Source organism: Pseudomonas sp. P129 (assembly GCF_020312195.1).
Classification (GTDB): domain Bacteria; phylum Pseudomonadota; class Gammaproteobacteria; order Pseudomonadales; family Pseudomonadaceae; genus Aquipseudomonas; species Aquipseudomonas fragariae.
Genome location: NZ_JAGPYS010000015.1, coordinates 1 through 19,091, shown reverse-complemented (window position 1 = coordinate 19,091; position 19,091 = coordinate 1). Strand labels below are relative to the sequence as shown.

Here is a 19,091-nt window from a genome sequence, read left to right as displayed (position 1 = left end):
GGTTACCTTACAACGCCCTCATCGATCAACAGCTTCAGAATCGCGGCTGCGCCCTCTTCAGGGCGCAGCCCCTTGAGCACCTGCCCCCCGCCACCACTGGCCTTGGCGGTGGCGGCTTTCATGCGATCAGCGCCGCTCTTGGCCTTGATCACTTTCAGGCGTTTGGGTCGCGGTCTGGCTGGCTGCAGCGCTTGGTCGGTCAATAACTCATCGGTAACTGCCTGAACGATTTCGGTGTCCAGCGTGCCACGCTGTGCAGGCCCGAACGCGCTCTGCCGGGGTTTGGGAGCTGCGTTATCCACAGTGGCCAGAAACGGCAGACGAACCTTCAGCCGGCGACGCTGGCCGCGAGGCAGAGCCTGCAACACCAGCGCGCTGCCGTTATTCAGCGATTCGACTTCAGCCAGACCGGTCACCAGTGGCCAGCCCAGCCTCTCAGCCAACAGAAAGGGCAGCATGCCCGACCCTTCACCGGCTTCAGCCTGACTGCCGGCCAACACCACCTGTGCGGCAGAATCGCGAAGGTAGTCAGTCAACGCAACCAGCGCATCGGCGCCCTCGGGTTGCTCCAGCACATGCAGCTCGTTGAGCCCCATGCCAAGGTAAGCGCGCAGCGCCGGTTCTTCGGCATTGCCGGCGTGCAGCACCTGCAAGTTATCCCCAGCCAGTTGCAAACCGAGCTCGACGGCCCGCGCATCCTGTTCGGCGCGGCGCGCACGACCTGATGTCGGGTGCGCCCCGATGGACACCAGACTGATGATCTGTACCGCATGCTTATCCACAGACACTTCAGGCTGCATCGCGCTTACCTCCGCTACGCCAGGCTCGCACTGCGGCGATCAACGCCGTGAGCACTTCGGCACTCTCGCCGATGACCGATAGATCAGCGCGCTTGACCATGTCGCAGCCCGCATCCAGATTGATCGCAATGACCTTGTCACAGGCGCCGATGCCCTGCAGATGCTGGATGGCCCCGGAAATACCGACGGCCACATAGACCCTTGCGGTCACCCAGGTGCCACTCGCGCCTACTTGACGCTCGCGGCCCATGAAACCATCGTCCACTGCCACCCGCGACGCCCCTTCGGTAGCCCCGAGTGCCGCAGCGGCTTGATGAAACAGGTCCCAGTCCCTGACGCCATTGCCGCCAGACAGAATGAATTCGGCTTCAGCCATGGGGATAACGCCGGGATCGACGGCTACCGCCCCCAGGTCTTCGATACGCGGCAGGCTGCGCGCCACGCCTGTGGACAACTCGACCGGCAATGCCTCGTGGCGGGTTTCGCTGACCGGTTCGGCGCACTCCACAGCGGCCAGAATCAGGCGCGCCAGAGGCCGAACCAGGTCTTCGCGGCCTGCACCTGCGCGGCTTATGCACAGCTGGTCCTTGACCTGCCAGACCCGCGTTGCGGGTCGCTCGCCGATGCTGGCGGCAAAACGTCTTCCCAGCTCGCCACCGCCGCTGCGGCTGTCCGGCAGCAGCCAGTGGCGCGGGTTGAACTGGTTATCCACAGCCCGCAGCCCTTGCACACGCTGTTCAGGTGAATAACCGTCGAACTCGGCACCGTCGATAATCAACAGCCGATCCGCGCCAGCGGTGTCGAAGGCAGTTTCCTTGTGCTCGCCGAACACCACCGCCAGCACGGCGCCCTCGACCCCCGCCAGCTGACGCGCCAGGCCCAGCAAATCACGGTCATGGCTGCTCAAGCGGCCGCCGACCATATCGGGCACCACGGTGATATAGAACCCTGGCTCGACGAGGGTATGCAGCGGTAGCTGCACCTCGACAGCGGCCGATCGCTTGACCGCGCCGCCCTGCTGCGCGCCGCTGCGGTCAATACGCTTGATGCCGTTGGGGCCGATAAATCCCTGACCATGCAGGTTTTTGCGCATCAGGCCATTCGGCCCCATCCAGCTGTTCTGTACGGGCTGCATGGCCGCGTGCAACGGATGCAGTCGATTGCGGGCGATCCACTCGGCGCGTGGATCACGGCGGATAAGGTCGCTCATCAGTGCACCTCCGCAGGTTCACGTTTGGCCGGTGCTGGCGTGCTGGGGATAACTTCCTCGATCAACGCATCGGCCACCAGCTCGGCGATGTCCTTGATCAGCGGTCGCGGTTCGACAACGCCTTCGAGCATGGCTGTGCACTGTGGACAACCCACGGCCACCAGTTCGGCAGCCGTTTCACGAATGTCGTCCATGCGCATGTCGGGAATCCGCTGTCTGCCGGGAATATCCGTGATCGGCGCGCCACCGCCGCCACCGCAGCAGCGGGAACGGAAGCCCGAGCGCTGCATTTCCCTGATCTCGATCCCCAGTGCCCGCAGCACTTCACGCGGCGCCTCGTATTCGCCGTTGTAACGGCCCAGATAACACGGGTCGTGATAGGTCACGCTGGCGCCTTTGTGCTGACTCAGATTCAGGGCGCCGCTGCGCACCAGCTCGGCCATGAAGGTGCTGTGATGCTGCACCTGATAGTCACCGCCAAAAGCGCCATATTCGTTTTTCAGTACATGAAAGCTGTGCGGGTCGCAGGTCACGATGCGTTGGACACTGTACCGGGACAGGGTCTGAATGTTGCGCCGGGCGAGCGTCTGGAAGGTCGCTTCATCACCCAAACGTCGCGCCACGTCGCCGCTGTCGCGTTCTTCGAGGCCCAGCACGGCAAAATCCACACCGGCCGCCTTGAGGACTTTGACGAACGCGCGCAGGGTACGCTGGTTACGCATATCGAACGCGCCGTCACCGACCCAGAACAGCACATCCACGGTTTTTTTCTCGCTGAGCAGCGTCAGGTTCAGATCGGCCGCCCAGTTCATTCGCCCGCCCGGCGCAAACCCGCCGGGGTTGTCGGTAGCAATCAGGTTGTCCAGCACTTCAGCGCCCTTGTTCGGCGTAGCGCCCTTTTCGAGAGTCAGGTGGCGGCGCATGTCGACGATGGCGTCGACGTGCTCGATCATCATCGGACACTCTTCGACGCAGGCCCGGCATGTGGTGCAGGACCACAGCGTTTCGGCGTCCACCAGCCCGTTGACGATGGGCTGATGCGGATTGCCGCCATGCTCGCCCAGCGGTTTGCCTTTACCGTCCAGCGATGGATACGGACTGCCCGCAAATTTTGCGTCGGTGCCACCGGCAAGGCCGACCACCATGTCCTGAATCAGCTTTTTGGGGTTGAGCGGCTGGCCCGCCGCAAACGCCGGGCAGGCCGCTTCGCACTTGCCGCACTGCACGCAGGCGTCGAAGCCCAGCAGTTGATTCCAGGTGAAGTCCTGGGGCTTTTCTACACCCAACGGCGCGCTGCGATCGGCCAGGTCCAGCGGTTTCAAGCCCGTGGAACGTCCGCCACCAAAACGCTCGGCCCGGCGATGCCAGGCCAGGTGCAGCGCCCCGGCGAAGGCATGCTTCATCGGCCCGCCCCAGGTCATGCCGAAAAACAGTTCGCTCACGCCCCACAGCACGCCCAGCCCAAGGACGGCCACCAGCACCCAGCCACCGAAGTGCTCGGGAAGAATGCCGGCCACCGGCAGCGTGACCAGAAAGAAGCTCGCGGAAAACGCCATGAGGCTTTTCGGCAGGCGCATCCATGGGCCTTTCGACAGACGCGCAGGAGGGTTCAGACGACGACGATAGACAAACACCGCGCCGACAAACATCACCGCCGTCATCAGCAGCAGCGCATAGCCAAGCACGCGATTATGCAGACCGAAACCGTGCACCAGAATCGCCAGCACAATCGAGGCCACCGCACCGCCCGCTGTGGCCACGTGGGTATTGGCGATGTATTTGTCGCGTGCGACCACATGATGCAGATCGACCATATAACGCTTGGGCATAGCCAGCAGGCCACCCAGCCAATCGACTTTCGAGGACCGACCGTTGCGCCACAGGGTTACCCGCCGCCAGGCGCCCAGCGCCGCAAGGGCCAGGGCGCTGAACAGCAGGATGGGAAGAAGAGTGTCTAGCATCATGTCGCTCTCAAGGCAAAAGCCTCAAGCTGCAAGCTACAAGCTTCAAGAAAAAGCACGGAACAGAAGCGCTTACTTGCCGCTTGAAGCTAACAACTTGCAGCTGCTCTCAGAAATCCTTACACAGCCGCAAGCCGTCATAGATCGCCGCGTGGGTATTACGCTGCGCCACGCAATCGCCTATACGAAACAGCAGGTAACCGTCACCCGGCTGGCTCAACGATGGCTGTGGCTGAATGGCGAACAGCGCGTCGATGTCGATCTGGCCTTTGTTGCGCGAGCCTTCCTTGAGCGCGTAGTAGATCGCTTCGTCCGGACGCACACCGTTTTCCACCACCACCTGATCGACCACCCGCTCTTCCTTGGCGCCGGTGTATTCGTTTTCCAGCACCGCTACCAGCTTGTCGCCCTCGCGATAGACCTTTTCCAGCATCATGTCGCCGGTCATGATCACTTCCTTGGGGTACATGCTGCGGTAGTAGGTCGGGAACGAGGTTCCGCCAATCGCCACGCCCGGTTTGATGTCATCGGTGACGATTTCGACCTGGCAGCCCTTGTCGGCCAGAAAGTCGGCCACCGACATACCGGTGAACTCGCAGATGGTGTCGTAGACCAGCACGTTCTTGCCTGGCGCCACCTTGCCGTCCAGCACGTCCCAACTGCTGACCACCAGGCCTTCCGCCGCCCCCCAGTGTTCGTTCTGCTCCAGAAACGGATGACCGCCGACCGCCAGCACCACGATGTCCGGGCGCAGGTCGAGAATGGTTGCCGCATCCGCGGCGGTCCCCAGACGCAGGTCGACTTTCAGGCGCGCCAGCTCCAGCTGGAACCAGCGGGTGATGCCGGCGATCTGGTCGCGCTGCGGTGCCTTCGATGCCGTGGTGATCTGCCCGCCGATGAAGTCCTTCTTCTCGAACAGGGTCACGTCATGGCCGCGTTCGGCGGAGACCCGCGCCGCTTCCATGCCGGCAGGACCGGCACCGACCACCACGACCTTGCGCTTCGGCCCGGCGGATTTCTCGATAATGTGCGGCACGCCCATGTATTCGCGGGAGGTCGCGGCGTTCTGGATGCACAGCACGTCCAGGCCCTGATACTGACGATCGATGCAGTAGTTGGCACCGACGCACTGTTTGATCTGATCGATCTGGCCCATTTTGATCTTGGCGATCAGGTGCGGGTCGGCAATGTGCGCGCGGGTCATGCCGACCATGTCGACATAGCCGCCTTCCAGAATTCGCGTTGCCTGGTTCGGGTCCTTGATGTTCTGCGCATGCAGCACCGGGGCCTTGACCACTTCCTTGATGCCGGCCGCCAGGTGCAGGAACGGCTCCGGTGGATAACTCATGTTCGGAATGACGTTGGCCAGGGTGTTGTGGGTGTCACAGCCCGAGCCCACCACGCCGATGAAATCGATCATGCCGGTGTCGTCGTAATACCTGGCGATCTGTTTCATGTCCTCGTGGCTGAGGCCGTCCGGGTGAAACTCGTCGCCACAGATGCGCAACCCCACACAGAAGTCGGGGCCGACTTCCTTGCGCACCGCCTTGATCACTTCGAGGCCGAAGCGCATGCGGTTCTCGAAACTGCCGCCCCATTCATCGGTGCGCTTGTTGACGCGTGGGCTCCAGAACTGGTCGATCATGTGCTGATGCACCGCCGACAACTCGACGCCATCCAGACCACCGGCCTTGGCACGCGCCGCAGCGCTGGCGTAGTTGCCGATTACCCGCCAGATTTCTTCCGGCTCGATGGTTTTACAGGTTGCCCGGTGTACCGGCTCGCGAATGCCCGACGGCGACAGCAGGGTCGGCCAGTGATCGCCATCCCAACGCGAGCGACGGCCCATGTGGGTAATCTGGATCATGATCTTGGCGCCGTGCTTGTGCATGGCGTCGGCGAGGTTCTGGAAGTGCGGGATGATTCTGTCGGTCGCCAGGTTGACCGATTTCCACCAGCCTTGCGGGCTGTCGATGGCCACGCTTGAAGAGCCGCCACAAATGGCCAGACCGATACCGCCCTTGGCTTTCTCCTCGTAGTACTTCACGTAACGATCCGTGGTCATGCCGCCGTCGGTGGCGTAGACCTCAGCGTGCGCGGTGCTCAGCACGCGATTGCGGATGGTGAGTTTGCCGATCTGGATCGGCTGGAACATCGCTTCGAAAGCCATAACCCGATCCTCGATTTACAGCGGCTTGACGACGAACAGACCGTCGTCATGACCTTCTTCGGAACCACCGTAAACCTGCTCGGCAACCGTGCGCACAGGGCTGCCGCTGGCAGCGAGGATCTGGTCCATGGCCCCGGCGAACCAGCCGGTGAACATGTAATCGACCTTGCGCCCGACCTTGCCGTAGACGTACACGAAACAGGAGTGCTCCAGCTTCACGCTGGCAGTGCCTTTCTCGACGTCGATGTCCTGGATCTTGAACAGGCCCCAGCCACGCTGCGACAGGCGCTTCATGTAGTGCTCGAACACCGCAACGCCTTGCAGACCATGGCATTCGGCTTCCTTTTCGCACCAGTGCCAGGCGGATTTGTAACCCGCCTTGTAGAGGATGTCAGCGTAGGCATCGGCGCCCAGCACTTCTTCGATGCCCATATGGTTGTTGACGAAAAAGTGCCGGGGCACGTACAGCATCGGCAACGCATCGGAGGTCCAGACGCCGGTTTCGCTGTCGACTTCGATGGGCAGTTGCGGGGCGATTTTAGCCATGGCGGTCAAACTCCAGATGATTCGGGCTACACCCACCGCTCGAAGGGCCGTGGGGGTTCAATTCGATAAGGTATGGCGGGCGGTTTACTCGCCCCAGACGTCGGCCAGAACGTTGACCCAGTTCTCGCCCATGATCTTGCGCACCACGCGTTCGGAGTGACCGCGCTTGAGCAACGTTTCAGTCAGATTGGGAAACTCCCCGACGGTGCGGATGCCCAGCGGGTTGATGATCTTGCCGAAGTTGGTCAGGCGGCGGGCGTAGCCCTTGTCGTGGGTCAGGTACTCGAAAAATTCCTGACCGTGACCCTGGGTGAAGTCAGTACCAATGCCGATGGCGTCTTCGCCGACGATGTTCATCACGTATTCGATGGCTTCGGCGTAATCGTCGATGGTCGACTCGATGCCCTTGGCCAGGAACGGCGCGAACATGGTCACGCCGACAAACCCGCCATGGTCGGCGATGAACTTCAGTTCGGCGTCGGACTTGTTGCGCGGGTGTTCCTTGAGGCCGGATGGCAGACAGTGGGAATAGCAGACCGGCTTTTTCGATTCGAGAATGACTTCTTCCGAGGTTTTCGAGCCGACATGGGACAGGTCGCACATCACCCCGACACGGTTCATTTCAGCGACGATCTCACGACCGAAGCCCGACAGCCCGCCGTCGCGCTCGTAGCAGCCGGTGCCCACCAGATTCTGGGTGTTGTAGCACAGCTGCACGATGCCGACGCCGAGCTTCTTGAAGATCTCGACGTAGCCGATCTGGTCTTCATAGGCGTGCGCGTTCTGGAAGCCGAACAGGATGCCGGTCTTGCCCAGTTCCTTGGCCTTGCGGATATCGGCAGTGGTGTGCACCGGCATGACCAGGTCGCTGTTCTCGCGCATCAGTTTCTGGCTGGTGCAGATGCTGTTGATGGTCGCCTGAAAGCCTTCCCACACCGACACGGTGCAGTTGGCCATGGTCAGGCCGCCCTTGCGCATGTCTTCAAACAGCTCGCGGTTCCACTTGGCGATGATCAGCCCGTCAATAACGATGCTGTCAGCGTGTAATTCGGCTGGGCTCATCAGGCTGTCCCCTTTTTTGATTCCGGTGCGCCGAATCGGCTGTCGGCGCTAATGGGGTCAGCATATGCCGGAGGGTCAGGGGAACCGGGTGCAAAAACGACAGGGGGTTTGCCGAAAGCGTCAAGATGCGACGAAGGGGTACGGCGCGTGGTCGTGCGATGTCGTAAACCTGTTCAATGTCTCGCGCTTGAGACAGAATCGAGCCTATCAATGGATCGGAGCGACTCGATGAAAACGTTTTTGCTGACCCTGGCCCTTATGACGACAGCTGTGACAGGCGTACATGCTGCTCAGAATCCGGACGCGTCGCCCTGCGACGGTGTCGAGGACGACAAGCAGACACTGGAATGCTCGGCCTACAGCCGTACCACTGCCGAACAGTTGCTCAAGGAGAACTTCGACAATCTGCTCAAGCGGGTTCAGTCCCAGTTCGTTGCCAATAAGACGCAGTTCAACGACTTTACCAGCAAACTCAAAACCGCCCAGCAAGCCTGGGAGAAGCTGCGTGACGCCGACTGCGCGGTGGAAGTCTTTCCTTCTGCAGCAGGCAGCAAGGCCTTCACCATCAGCGAAAACGACTGCATTGCACGCATGAGTGACGAGCGCTCGGAGTATCTGGAGTCGATAGCGCAGGAATAACGTCTACGATGAGATAACCTGCCTCTTTATATGAACGAGCTCATCAGGTTTTCTCATGATTATTTGCGGTGTAGAAATCAAAGGCAGCGAAGCCATCTTCGCCCTCGCCACACGGCAGAGCAGCGGCCTCGCCCACCTGCCGCTGGCCACGAAAAAGATCGCGCTGGAGGACGATGAAGAGCCTGCCAACGTCAAGGCTTTCGCCACGCAAATCGCAGGCTTCGTGCGTGAAAACGGCGTCAGCCACATCGCCATCAAGAAGCGCAGCAAGAAAGGCGAATTCGCTGGCGGCCCGACCACCTTCAAGATCGAAACCATCTTTCAACTGATGTCCGATTGCGACGTGGTGCTGATCTCGCCGCAAACCATCAACGCACAGAACAAGAAACACACCTTCGCCCTGCCTGACACCCTGAACAAGTACCAGCACGAAGCGTACAAGGCGGCGTGTGCAGGGTTGATGAAGAGCGTTTAGACGCTTCAAGAGCGTCCGGAACCGCATGCCCACGCGGAGTACCCATCGTTACGCACAAGTCCGCTTTTGATTCTGGCCGAAGGCCGTGGGAGCGAACTTGTTCGCGAAGACGGTCGTTCATAAAATGCATTTTTGGAGAATGTACCGGCCCTTTCGCGAACAAGTTCGCTCCTACGCCCGCCGCGCAGAAGCGAGATGTTCAGGCTCTTCAGTACTTGTGTCTAACCATGAGCGCGGAGCATTCATTCACCCGGCAGGTGCTTTTGACCGGACATAAAAAAACCCGCATTTCTGCGGGTTTCTTCAATGCTCAGTCAACTCAGTTGACCTTGGCATCCAGTTCGCCACGCGCGTAGCGTTCGAACATGGCGTCCAGGGAGATCGGCTTGATCTTCGAGGCGTTGCCAGCGGTGCCGAATGCTTCGTAACGAGCGATACATACATCACGCATGGCCGAAACGGTCTTGGCCAGGTACTTGCGCGGGTCAAACTCGCTCGGGTTTTTGGCCATGAATTCGCGGATGGCACCGGTCGACGCCAGACGCAGGTCGGTGTCGATGTTGACCTTGCGCACGCCGTGCTTGATGCCTTCAACGATTTCTTCGACCGGCACACCGTAGGTTTCTTTGATGTCGCCGCCGAACTCGTTGATGATCTTCAGCCATTCCTGTGGAACGGACGAAGAACCGTGCATCACCAGGTGAGTATTGGGGATGCGCTTGTGGATCTCTTTGATCCGCTCGATCGCCAGGATGTCGCCGGTAGGCGGCTTGGTGAACTTGTAAGCGCCGTGGCTGGTGCCGATGGCGATGGCCAGGGCATCGACCTGAGTGCGCTTGACGAAGTCAGCGGCCTCTTCCGGGTCGGTCAGCATCTGGCTGTGATCCAGAACGCCTTCCGCACCAACGCCGTCTTCTTCACCGGCCATGCCGGTTTCCAGCGAACCCAGCACGCCCAGCTCGCCTTCCACGGAAACGCCGCAGGCGTGAGCGAAGGACACCACGCGACGGGTAACGTCGACGTTGTAGTCGTAATCGGCCGGGGACTTGCCGTCTTCACGCAGCGAGCCGTCCATCATGACCGAGCTGAAACCCAGCTGGATCGAGCGCTGGCAGATGTCAGGGCTGGTGCCGTGGTCCTGGTGCATGACCACCGGGATGTGCGGGAATTCTTCGATCGCGGCGAGGATCAGGTGACGCAGAAACGGCGCACCGGCGTATTTGCGGGCACCGGCAGAAGCCTGGACGATCACCGGGGAGTCGGTCTTGTCGGCCGCTTCCATAATGGCGCGCATCTGTTCCAGGTTGTTTACGTTGAAGGCTGGAACGCCGTAGCCGAATTCGGCTGCGTGGTCCAACATCTGGCGCATGCTGATAAGTGCCATTGTCTGTGTCTCTCCCGGTAGGGTCGTTAGTCGAGCAAGCCTGCCGTAGTGGCGGCTGCCATTCAAGTTATAAGCTCAGCCGCGAGGCCGTGCGTGTGTGCCCGAGATCCGACTTATCTGGCCTTGCAGCCGCGACCGATCAGATCGTTGGTAGCGTCCCAGTAGATCAGGCCCTCGCTACCCTTGTTGACGAATGCCAACACATTGTTGCTGTACAGCGTTCCGCTGGCAGCGCCGGGTTCGGCCTTGAGCCTGAACACCTGATCGCTCTGATTCAGACGCACATCGACTTCCTTTTTGGCCGAGTCGATGTAGCGCCAGTTGACCTCAGCATTGCTGTCGCATACCCAGCGATTCCAGGGGTCATTCTGCTGCGGTGAACTCATGCTCGAACAACCGCCAAGCACTGCCAAAACCCCGAGGGCAATCACGCCTTTCATTACGTCTCCTGGCTGCCCTGCGAAACGCGGCGTGTGCCGGCCGTTTCAACTGTCAGGGGCAGTTCTGTTCCTGTTTTCGGTCATCGGCCGGCTCACCGGTCACATGCGCCTCGACCCGTTGACTGTTTTCGGTCGTCGGGACATTCACGTCGGCCGGGCTGAATATCTGACAGGTCTTGGCACGCGAGCCAGAACCGGTACAACCAGCCAGTACAATGCAGCTCATCAGAGCCAGAGCAGCGATCTTCATGGCGAAACTCCTTTCGCGGAAAAATATCCACCCTTTACAGACCACTGACGCCCGTCAATGTTGCCAACGGGTTTCAGACCTGGCTCACAGACAACCTACATTGCCGGTCCGCGGCATGAATTCGTAACGATCCCATACGTCCGGGCCGCCGCGCTTGTAGACCACCGGCACCGTTTCGGCCTGCCAGCCCGCCTGATAGCAGCTCAGCTGGAGCGGTTGCGTCGGGGAGTCGCTCTCCACCTCTTCAGCCGCAGGCTTGCCCGCGCAACCGGCCAGTAAACCTGCGATGAGAAACCACGGTAACGCCCTGACCATTGACCACTCCTTGTCCAAAGCTTTCACTCAAGCCTTGGCGCGTTGTTCGAGCACTTCCACCGCTGGCAGGACCTTGCCTTCCACGAACTCGAGGAACGCACCGCCACCGGTCGAAATGTAGGAAATCTGTTGTGCAACACCATACTTGTCGATGGCCGCCAGTGTGTCACCACCGCCCGCGATGGAGAACGCCTGGCTTTCAGCAATGGCCTTGGCCAGCGTTTTGGTGCCTTCACCGAACTGATCGAACTCAAATACGCCGACCGGACCGTTCCACAGGATAGTCCCGGAAGATTTCAGTAATTCGGCGAAATGTGCAGCAGTTTGCGGGCCAATATCGAGAATCATGTCGTCATCGGCGACATCGGCAATCAGCTTGACGGTAGCGGCAGCGCTCTCGGCGAACTCCTTGGCAACCACCACGTCAGTTGGCAGTGGCACGCTGACCTTGGCGGCGATGGCGCGGGCGGTGTCGAGCAGATCAGGTTCGTACAGCGATTTGCCGACCTTGTGACCGGCTGCAGCCAGGAAGGTGTTGGCAATGCCGCCGCCGACGATCAACTGATTGCAGATGCCGCTCAGGCTGTTGAGCACATCCAGCTTGGTGGAGACCTTGGAGCCGGCAACGATGGCGGTCATCGGCTGGGCCGGAGCGCCCAGGGCCTTGCCCAGTGCTTCGAGCTCGGCCGCCAGCAAAGGACCCGCCGCCGCCACCTTGGCGAATTTGGCCACGCCGTGAGTAGAACCCTCGGCACGGTGCGCGGTGCCGAAGGCATCCATCACGAACACGTCGCACAGCGCTGCGTATTGCTGCGCCAGCTCGTCGGCGTTCTTTTTCTCGCCCTTGTTGAAGCGAACGTTCTCGAACAGGACCACATCACCGGCCTTCACGTCGACGCCGTCCAGGTAATCGGCAACCAGCGGAACGTCACGACCCAGCGCCTTGCTCAGGTAGTCGGCAACCGGCTTGAGACTGTTCTCGGCAGAAAACTCACCTTCTGTCGGGCGGCCAAGGTGCGAGCAGACCATGACGGCCGCGCCCTTTTCCAGCGCCAGCCTGATGGTCGGCAGCGAAGCGAGGATACGTGCATCACTGCTGACCACGCCGTCCTTTACCGGGACGTTGAGGTCTTCGCGAATCAGTACACGTTTACCTTGCAGATCGAGGTCGGTCATCTTCAAGACGGTCATGAGCATTCCTGTTTTTTTACTGTTATTGGTCAGCGACGCGCAGAAAGTGATCGGCGACGTCGAGCATTCGATTGGCAAAGCCCCACTCGTTGTCGAACCAGGCCAGCAGATTGACCAGCCGGGGTCCGGAAACGCGGGTCTGACTCGCATCGACAATGGCCGAATGCGGGTCATGGTTGAAATCGCAACTGGCGTGCGGCAATTCAGTGTAGGCCAGCAGTCCCTTGAGCGGACCGCTGGTGGCGGCCTCACGCAGGATACGGTTGATCTCCACGGCATCGGTGTCTCGCGACATCTGCAACGTAATGTCCAGACAGGACACATTCACGGTCGGCACGCGAACAGCTTTGGCCTGAATTCGGCCGGCAAGTTCCGGAAGCAGCCGTTCGATTCCTCGCGCCAGACCGGTGGACACCGGGATGATCGACTGGAAGGCCGAGCGGGTACGGCGCAGATCCTCGTGATGATAAGCGTCGATCACCGGTTGATCGTTCATCGCCGAGTGGATGGTGGTAATGGTCATGTATTCCAGGCCGATGGCCTGATCCAGCAAGCGCAGCAGCGGCACACTGCAGTTGGTGGTGCACGACGCGGCAGAGACCAGCAGCTCGCGGCCGGTCAGCTTGTGCTGGTTGATGCCGAACACCACGGTGGCATCGACATCCCGTTCGCTGACCATCGGCTGGGAAAACAGCACCCGCGGCGCGCCGGCATCCAGAAAGCGCTGGCCATCTTCGCGAGTGTTGTAGACACCGGAACACTCAAGCACCAGATCGACTTCCAGAGCGGCCCAGTCGATACCTTCCGGCGTCGCACTGCGCAGCACCTTGATCCGGTGGTCATTGATGTGCAGGTATTGCCCTTCGACCCGCACTTCGCCGGGGAACCGGCCATGTGTGGAGTCAAAGCGCGTGAGGTATTCGAGACTGGCCATGTCGGCCAGATCATTGATGGCAACCACTTCAAACCCGGCCTTGGCCCCTCGCTCGCACAGCGCGCGAACGACGCAACGACCAATACGGCCGTAACCGTTCAGAGCAACTTTGTAAGGGCGGGGCTGGGGCATGAAGTTTTCGCCAGGGAGAAACAATCATGTGGGAGCGAAGCGTCGCCCGGTCCGCTCCCACAACATCAACATCACATAGCTGATCAGTCTTCCAGCAGCTCTTCAGCAGTGCTCAGGACGTTTTCCAGCGTGAAGCCGAACTCTTCGAACAGCGCTGGCGCAGGGGCCGACTCGCCGAAGGTGGTCATGCCGATCACGCGCCCTTCCAGACCAACGTATTTGTACCAGTAGTCGGCGTGAGCCGCTTCGATGGCAATACGCGCGCTGACCTGCAACGGCAGCACCGCCTGCTTGTACGCAGCATCCTGAGCTTCGAAAATGCTGGTGCATGGCATGGACACCACGCGCACGTTGCGACCCTGCTCGGTCAGCTTGTCGTACGCCTGCACAGCCAGACCGACTTCCGAACCGGTTGCGATCAGGATCAGTTCAGGCTCGGCAGCACAGTCACGCAGCACGTAGCCGCCACGCGCGATGTAGGACAGTTGCTTCTCGTCACGCGCCTGATGGGTCAGATTCTGACGGGAGAAGATCAGTGCCGACGGGCCATCGTCACGCTCGATCGCGTGTTTCCAGGCTACGGCCGACTCCACGGCATCCGCAGGACGCCAGGTGTCCAGGTTCGGCGTGGTACGCAGACTGGTCAATTGCTCGATCGGCTGGTGAGTCGGACCGTCTTCGCCCAGACCGATGGAGTCGTGGGTGAATACGTAGATCACGCGCTTCTTCATCAACGAGGCCATACGCACCGCGTTGCGCGCGTATTCCATGAAGATCAGGAAGGTGGCGCCGTAAGGCACGAAGCCGCCGTGCAAGGCGATGCCGTTCATCATGGCGCCCATGCCGAACTCGCGAACACCGTAGTGCAGGTAGTTGCCGTTAGGGTCTTCGCCGGTGATGCTCTTGCAGCCTTTCCAGATGGTCAGGTTGGACCCGGCAAGGTCAGCCGAACCTCCCAGAATTTCAGGCAGCAACGGGCCCAGTGCTCCCAGCGCGTTCTGGCTGGCCTTGCGGCTGGCGATGGTTTCGCCCTTTGCGTTGACTTCGGCGACATAAGCCGCTGATTTGTCAGCAAAATCAGCAGGCAATTGCCCGCTCATGCGACGAATGAAGTCATTGGCCAGTTCCGGGAACGCGGCGGAATAGTCAGCAAAGCGCTGGTCCCACTCGGCTTCGGCAGCCAGGCCTTTTTCCTTCCCGTTCCACTCGGCATAGATATCAGCCGGGATTTCGAAAGGACCGTAGTTCCACTTCAGTGCAGCACGGGTCAGGGCGATTTCGTCAGCACCCAGCGGCGCACCGTGGGACTCTTCCTTGCCCTGTTTGTTCGGCGAACCGAAACCGATGGTGGTCTTGCAGCAGATCAGCGTCGGCTGATCGCTCTTGCGAGCGGTCTCGATGGCCGTCTTGATTTCTTCAGGATCATGACCGTCGACATTGCGGATCACCAGCCAGCCGTAGGACTCGAAACGCTTCGGCGTGTCGTCGGTAAACCAGCCTTCCACTTCGCCATCGATGGAGATGCCGTTGTCGTCGTAGAACGCGATCAGCTTGTTCAACTGCAACGTACCGGCCAGCGAGGCCGCTTCGTGGGAAATACCTTCCATCATGCAGCCATCACCCATGAACACGTAGGTATGGTGATCGACGATGGAGTGGCCTGGGCGGTTGAACTGCGCGGCGAGCGTCTTCTCGGCAGCAGCGAAACCGACAGCGTTGGCAAAGCCCTGGCCCAGCGGACCGGTGGTGGTCTCGATGCCAGGCGTGTAACCGTATTCCGGGTGGCCCGGTGTACGGCTGTGCAATTGACGGAAGCTTTTCAGGTCGTCGATGGACAGGTCGTAGCCGGTCAGGTGCAGCAGCGAATAGACCAGCATCGAGCCGTGGCCGTTGGACATGATGAAACGGTCACGGTCGGCAAACGAAGGGTTTGCCGGGTTGTGCTTCAGATAATCGCGCCAAAGAACCTCGGCGATATCCGCCATGCCCATGGGGGCACCCGGATGGCCGCTGTTGGCTTTTTGCACGGCATCCATGCTGAGGGCACGAATAGCGTTGGCACGCTCACGACGGCTTGGCATCGCTGATCTCCTGGGAATTAAGAAATAGGATTGAGAAAAAGAAGGCCATTTTCCCTCACGGACAGGCCGGGGGCAATCACAGATAGACGACCATAGGCTTTTTTCCGGGGTTGCGGACATTATTTGCCACGCAAAGACTGGATCACCCGCCTGCACGACAAGTTCACAACGCCTGACCGACGCCATCCATCCCGCAATATCAAAACTTTTTGATATTGGCCTTGCGACACTCCGGATCGCTCTCTAGACTGCGCAGCTATGAACCTGCGTGTACCTGCCATTCGCCACGATGCATGCGACGACCTCTCTGCATTGTGCAAGGCCGGCGGAGATCCCTTGCGGCTGAACGTGCTGCGTGTGCTGACCAATGACTCGTTCGGCGTGCTGGAACTGGCGCAGATTTTCGCCATCGGCCAGTCCGGCATGAGCCACCACCTCAAGGTGCTGGCGCAGGCTGATCTGGTCGCGACACGGCGTGAAGGCAACGCGATTTTCTACCGCCGCGCCCTGCCCCACACCGAATTACCGGGCGGCAGGCTGCATGCGGCGCTGCTCGATGAAGTGGATACGCTGGACTTGCCGGACGACGTACAAAGCCGTATCGGCCTGGTGCATCGGCAACGGGCATTGGCCAGTCAGGATTTTTTCGCCCGCACCGCAGAAAAGTTTCGCGCCCAGCAGGACCTGATCGCCGGTTTGGCGCAGTACAGCGAAAGCCTGCTGACCTTGCTCGACAAACTGAGCTTCGGCGCGCAAGCGACCGCTCTGGAAGTAGGCCCCGGCGACGGCGGCTTCCTTCCAGAGCTGGCGCGACGCTTCGGTCAGGTGATCGCGATGGACAACAGCCCGGTCATGCTGGACCTGGCACGCGGCGTCTGCGAGCGCAAGGCACTGGCTAACGTTGAGCTCAGACTGGCCGATGCACTGACCGACGCTAAAGTCAGTGCCGATTGCGTCGTCCTCAACATGGTGCTGCATCATTTCGCGGTACCGGCCGAAGCCTTGAGGCAACTGGCCGAACATGTAAAACCCGGCGGTAGCCTGCTGGTAACAGAATTGTGTAGTCATGACCAGAGTTGGGCCAGGGAGGCCTGTGGCGATCTCTGGTTAGGTTTCGAGCAGGAAGACCTGGCCCGTTGGGCCATCGCTGCGGGGCTAGTTCCCGGGGAAAGCCTCTATGTAGGCTTACGTAATGGTTTCCAGATCCAGGTTCGCCATTTTCAGCGACCGGCTGGCGACACTCACCATCGGTAAAATGAAGGAAACCCGTAGAGATGAGCGAATACTCACTTTTCACCTCCGAGTCCGTGTCCGAAGGGCATCCGGACAAGATCGCCGACCAGATTTCCGACGCGGTTCTGGACGCCATCATCGCTGAAGACAAATACGCCCGTGTAGCGTGCGAAACACTGGTCAAGACCGGTGTGGCGATCATCGCTGGCGAAGTGTCGACTTCGGCCTGGGTCGATCTGGAAGACATCGTGCGTAACGTCATCCTCGACATCGGCTACAACAGCTCCGACGTCGGTTTCGACGGCGCGACCTGCGGCGTGATGAACATCATCGGCAAGCAGTCGGTAGACATCGCCCAGGGCGTTGACCGCAGCAAGCCTGAAGATCAGGGCGCTGGCGACCAGGGCCTGATGTTCGGCTACGCCAGCAACGAGACCGACGTGCTGATGCCAGCGCCGATCACCTTCTCCCACCAGCTGGTGCAGCGTCAGGCCGAAGCGCGTAAATCCGGCCTGCTGCCGTGGCTGCGCCCGGATGCCAAATCCCAGGTCACCTGCCGTTACGAAAACGGCAAGGTGGTCGGCGTCGACGCTATCGTACTGTCGACCCAGCACAACCCGGATGTGTCGTACAAGGACCTGCGCGAAGGCGTGATGGAGCTGATCGTCAAGCACGTCATCCCTGCGCACCTGCTGCACAAGGACACCCAGTTCCACATCAACCCGACCGGCAACTTCATCATCGGTGGCCCGGTAGGCGACTGCGGTCTGACCGGCCGCAAGATCATCGTCGACACCTACGGCGGCATGGCCCGTCACGGCGGCGGTGCTTTCTCCGGCAAGGACCCATCGAAGGTTGACCGTTCGGCTGCCTACGCCGGTCGCTACGTCGCCAAGAACATCGTCGCTGCCGGCCTGGCCGAGCGTTGCGAGATTCAGGTGTCCTACGCCATCGGCGTCGCTCAACCGACTTCGATCTCGCTGAACACGTTCGGCACCGGCAAGCTGTCCGATGACAAGATCATCAAGCTGGTCCGCGACAACTTCGACCTGCGTCCTTACGCAATCACCACCATGCTCGACCTGCTGCACCCGATGTACCAGGCCACTGCAGCCTACGGCCACTTCGGTCGTATCCCGGTCGAAATGACCGTTGGCGATGACACCTTCACCGCCTTCACCTGGGAAAAAACCGACCGCGCCGACGCCCTGCGCGCAGCTGCCGGTCTGTAAAAACCCAGAAAAAAGCCCCGGACGACCTGGTCGTTTCGGGGCTTTTTTTCGTCTGCGCGGCAGTCATTCCACGTTCACACTTCAAGCCCGCCGCGACACCAGCAGTACCGACGCAGCGCTTGCCAACAACCCCGCGCATACCCTGTTGAACAACCGCTTGCCACTGGGTCTGGCCAACAGGCGACGAGCATGGATCCCCATCGCGGCATACAACGCGATCGCTACGTACTCCAGTACCAGAAACAGACCACCCAGCACCGCGAACTGACCTGACACATCACTTTGCTGATCCACAAACTGCGGAAGAAAAGCAGTGAACAGCAGGATCGCTTTCGGATTACCAATAGCCACCAGAAACTCTTGACGCGCAAGGCTGCCAGCGTTGGCTGTTGTGATCTCTGCCTGGTTCTGAATAGCCGGGTCGGCGCGCCATAGCTGCACCGCGAGATAAAACAGATACGCTGCGCCGACGACCTTGATCACATGAAACAACCATTCGGACGTATGCAACACAGCAGTCAGTCCTGCGCCGGCCAAGGCGATCATGATGACAAACGCCAGCAAGCGCCCCGCTCCGCCGACGCAAGAGCTGGAGAAGCCGTAGCGGGTAGCGTTACTGATCGACAGAAGATTGTTCGGACCGGGCGCCATGTTCAGCGCAAAGCAGGCCGGAATGAATACAGCGAGTGTCGAGATGTCCATTGGCTCCAATCCCTGAGTTGAGTCAGCTATTCAGTCTGGCTTTTTTTAATGAACGGTCAAGACACAGCTGCGCCGTGAAATGCGGCCGGGCTGCAGCGGCAAGGCCATGCGTACCCAGCCTTTGTGGGAGCTTGCTCACGAAGGGGCAGGTGCAGGCGCGACTATCGTGCGGCGCTCTGCGTCGCATGCCTTTCTGGACGCTCCGCGTCCTCTTGACGACGCAGAGCGTCGAGAACTGCGTTCCCACGCTGGAGTGGTGTGACCCCCGAAGGTTGGACAATTATCCACCTACGCTGCCTTGGCGGCCTGCATTCTGTATTCCACAGGACTCAGG

The 19,091-nt window shown here is 60.4% G+C and carries 18 protein-coding genes; 4 read left to right on the top strand and 14 right to left on the bottom strand.

The window, feature by feature from the left end; translation table 11 throughout:
* Positions 1 to 2: 2 nt before the first annotated feature.
* The 6 genes from KBY02_RS23630 to KBY02_RS23605 all read right to left on the bottom strand — a co-directional run bounded on the left by KBY02_RS23630 (position 3) and on the right by KBY02_RS23605 (position 7,749).
* Complete coding sequence (locus tag KBY02_RS23630; protein WP_225650793.1) at positions 3 to 800, bottom strand: electron transfer flavoprotein subunit beta; 798 nt, start codon at positions 798 to 800, stop codon at positions 3 to 5.
* Positions 790 to 2,010, bottom strand: a complete 1,221-nt coding sequence (locus KBY02_RS23625; protein WP_225650792.1) for an electron transfer flavoprotein subunit alpha/FixB family protein — start codon at positions 2,008 to 2,010, stop codon at positions 790 to 792. Before KBY02_RS23625 ends, KBY02_RS23630 begins: the two co-directional genes overlap by 11 nt.
* The gene (dgcB, locus tag KBY02_RS23620; protein ID WP_024652327.1) at positions 2,010 to 3,971 is read right to left on the bottom strand and encodes a dimethylglycine demethylation protein DgcB; all 1,962 of its coding nucleotides are present in this window, start codon (positions 3,969 to 3,971) and stop codon (positions 2,010 to 2,012) included. The genes KBY02_RS23625 and dgcB overlap by 1 nt, the downstream gene beginning before the upstream one ends.
* 109 nt (positions 3,972 to 4,080) lie before the next feature.
* The gene (dgcA, locus tag KBY02_RS23615; protein ID WP_003405157.1) at positions 4,081 to 6,141 is read right to left on the bottom strand and encodes a dimethylglycine demethylation protein DgcA; all 2,061 of its coding nucleotides are present in this window, start codon (positions 6,139 to 6,141) and stop codon (positions 4,081 to 4,083) included.
* A gap of 15 nt (positions 6,142 to 6,156) precedes the next feature.
* Positions 6,157 to 6,687, bottom strand: a complete 531-nt coding sequence (locus KBY02_RS23610; protein WP_003405158.1) for a DUF5943 domain-containing protein — start codon at positions 6,685 to 6,687, stop codon at positions 6,157 to 6,159.
* A gap of 84 nt (positions 6,688 to 6,771) precedes the next feature.
* The gene (locus tag KBY02_RS23605) at positions 6,772 to 7,749 is read right to left on the bottom strand and encodes a dipeptidase (protein WP_003405167.1); all 978 of its coding nucleotides are present in this window, start codon (positions 7,747 to 7,749) and stop codon (positions 6,772 to 6,774) included.
* A gap of 228 nt (positions 7,750 to 7,977) precedes the next feature.
* Between KBY02_RS23605 and KBY02_RS23600 the strand changes: the two genes are divergently transcribed.
* Entirely contained in the window at positions 7,978 to 8,388 is a 411-nt protein-coding gene (locus KBY02_RS23600; protein ID WP_003405168.1) for a lysozyme inhibitor LprI family protein, read from the top strand.
* Between the two features lie 55 nt (positions 8,389 to 8,443).
* The gene (locus tag KBY02_RS23595) at positions 8,444 to 8,863 is read left to right on the top strand and encodes a DUF3010 family protein (RefSeq protein WP_011269228.1); all 420 of its coding nucleotides are present in this window, start codon (positions 8,444 to 8,446) and stop codon (positions 8,861 to 8,863) included.
* Positions 8,864 to 9,182: 319 nt separating this feature from the next.
* Here the strand turns inward: KBY02_RS23595 and fba are convergent, their stop codons facing one another.
* The 7 genes from fba to tkt all read right to left on the bottom strand — a co-directional run bounded on the left by fba (position 9,183) and on the right by tkt (position 15,590).
* Positions 9,183 to 10,247, bottom strand: coding sequence for a class II fructose-bisphosphate aldolase (gene fba / locus KBY02_RS23590; protein WP_003316351.1), 1,065 nt, complete (start codon positions 10,245 to 10,247; stop codon positions 9,183 to 9,185).
* A gap of 113 nt (positions 10,248 to 10,360) precedes the next feature.
* Positions 10,361 to 10,687, bottom strand: coding sequence for an MliC family protein (locus KBY02_RS23585; protein ID WP_003320832.1), 327 nt, complete (start codon positions 10,685 to 10,687; stop codon positions 10,361 to 10,363).
* A 52-nt stretch (positions 10,688 to 10,739) separates the two neighbouring features.
* Positions 10,740 to 10,937, bottom strand: a complete 198-nt coding sequence (locus KBY02_RS23580) for a hypothetical protein (RefSeq protein ID WP_003405172.1) — start codon at positions 10,935 to 10,937, stop codon at positions 10,740 to 10,742.
* 84 nt (positions 10,938 to 11,021) lie between these two features.
* Positions 11,022 to 11,252 (bottom strand): hypothetical protein, encoded by a 231-nt coding sequence (locus KBY02_RS23575; protein ID WP_060400135.1) that lies wholly within the window; start codon positions 11,250 to 11,252, stop codon positions 11,022 to 11,024.
* Positions 11,253 to 11,279: 27 nt separating this feature from the next.
* Entirely contained in the window at positions 11,280 to 12,443 is a 1,164-nt protein-coding gene (locus KBY02_RS23570) for a phosphoglycerate kinase (RefSeq protein ID WP_003405174.1), read from the bottom strand.
* A gap of 22 nt (positions 12,444 to 12,465) precedes the next feature.
* Positions 12,466 to 13,509 carry an erythrose-4-phosphate dehydrogenase gene (epd, locus tag KBY02_RS23565; protein ID WP_024639818.1) on the bottom strand — a complete coding sequence of 348 codons (1,044 nt, stop codon included), beginning with the start codon at positions 13,507 to 13,509 and terminating at the stop codon, positions 12,466 to 12,468.
* Positions 13,510 to 13,592: 83 nt separating this feature from the next.
* Positions 13,593 to 15,590 (bottom strand): transketolase, encoded by a 1,998-nt coding sequence (gene tkt, locus KBY02_RS23560; protein ID WP_032655829.1) that lies wholly within the window; start codon positions 15,588 to 15,590, stop codon positions 13,593 to 13,595.
* A gap of 258 nt (positions 15,591 to 15,848) precedes the next feature.
* On the opposite strand from tkt, the gene KBY02_RS23555 reads away from it, so the two are divergent.
* A complete protein-coding gene (locus KBY02_RS23555) occupies positions 15,849 to 16,844 on the top strand; it encodes an ArsR/SmtB family transcription factor (protein ID WP_003316359.1) in 996 nt (331 codons plus the stop codon).
* 20 nt (positions 16,845 to 16,864) lie between these two features.
* The gene (metK, locus tag KBY02_RS23550) at positions 16,865 to 18,055 is read left to right on the top strand and encodes a methionine adenosyltransferase (protein ID WP_003372639.1); all 1,191 of its coding nucleotides are present in this window, start codon (positions 16,865 to 16,867) and stop codon (positions 18,053 to 18,055) included.
* An 81-nt stretch (positions 18,056 to 18,136) separates the two neighbouring features.
* Here metK and KBY02_RS23545 read toward each other — a convergent pair whose 3' ends face one another.
* Positions 18,137 to 18,757, bottom strand: a complete 621-nt coding sequence (locus KBY02_RS23545) for a LysE family translocator (protein ID WP_225650791.1) — start codon at positions 18,755 to 18,757, stop codon at positions 18,137 to 18,139.
* Positions 18,758 to 19,091: the final 334 nt, after the last annotated feature.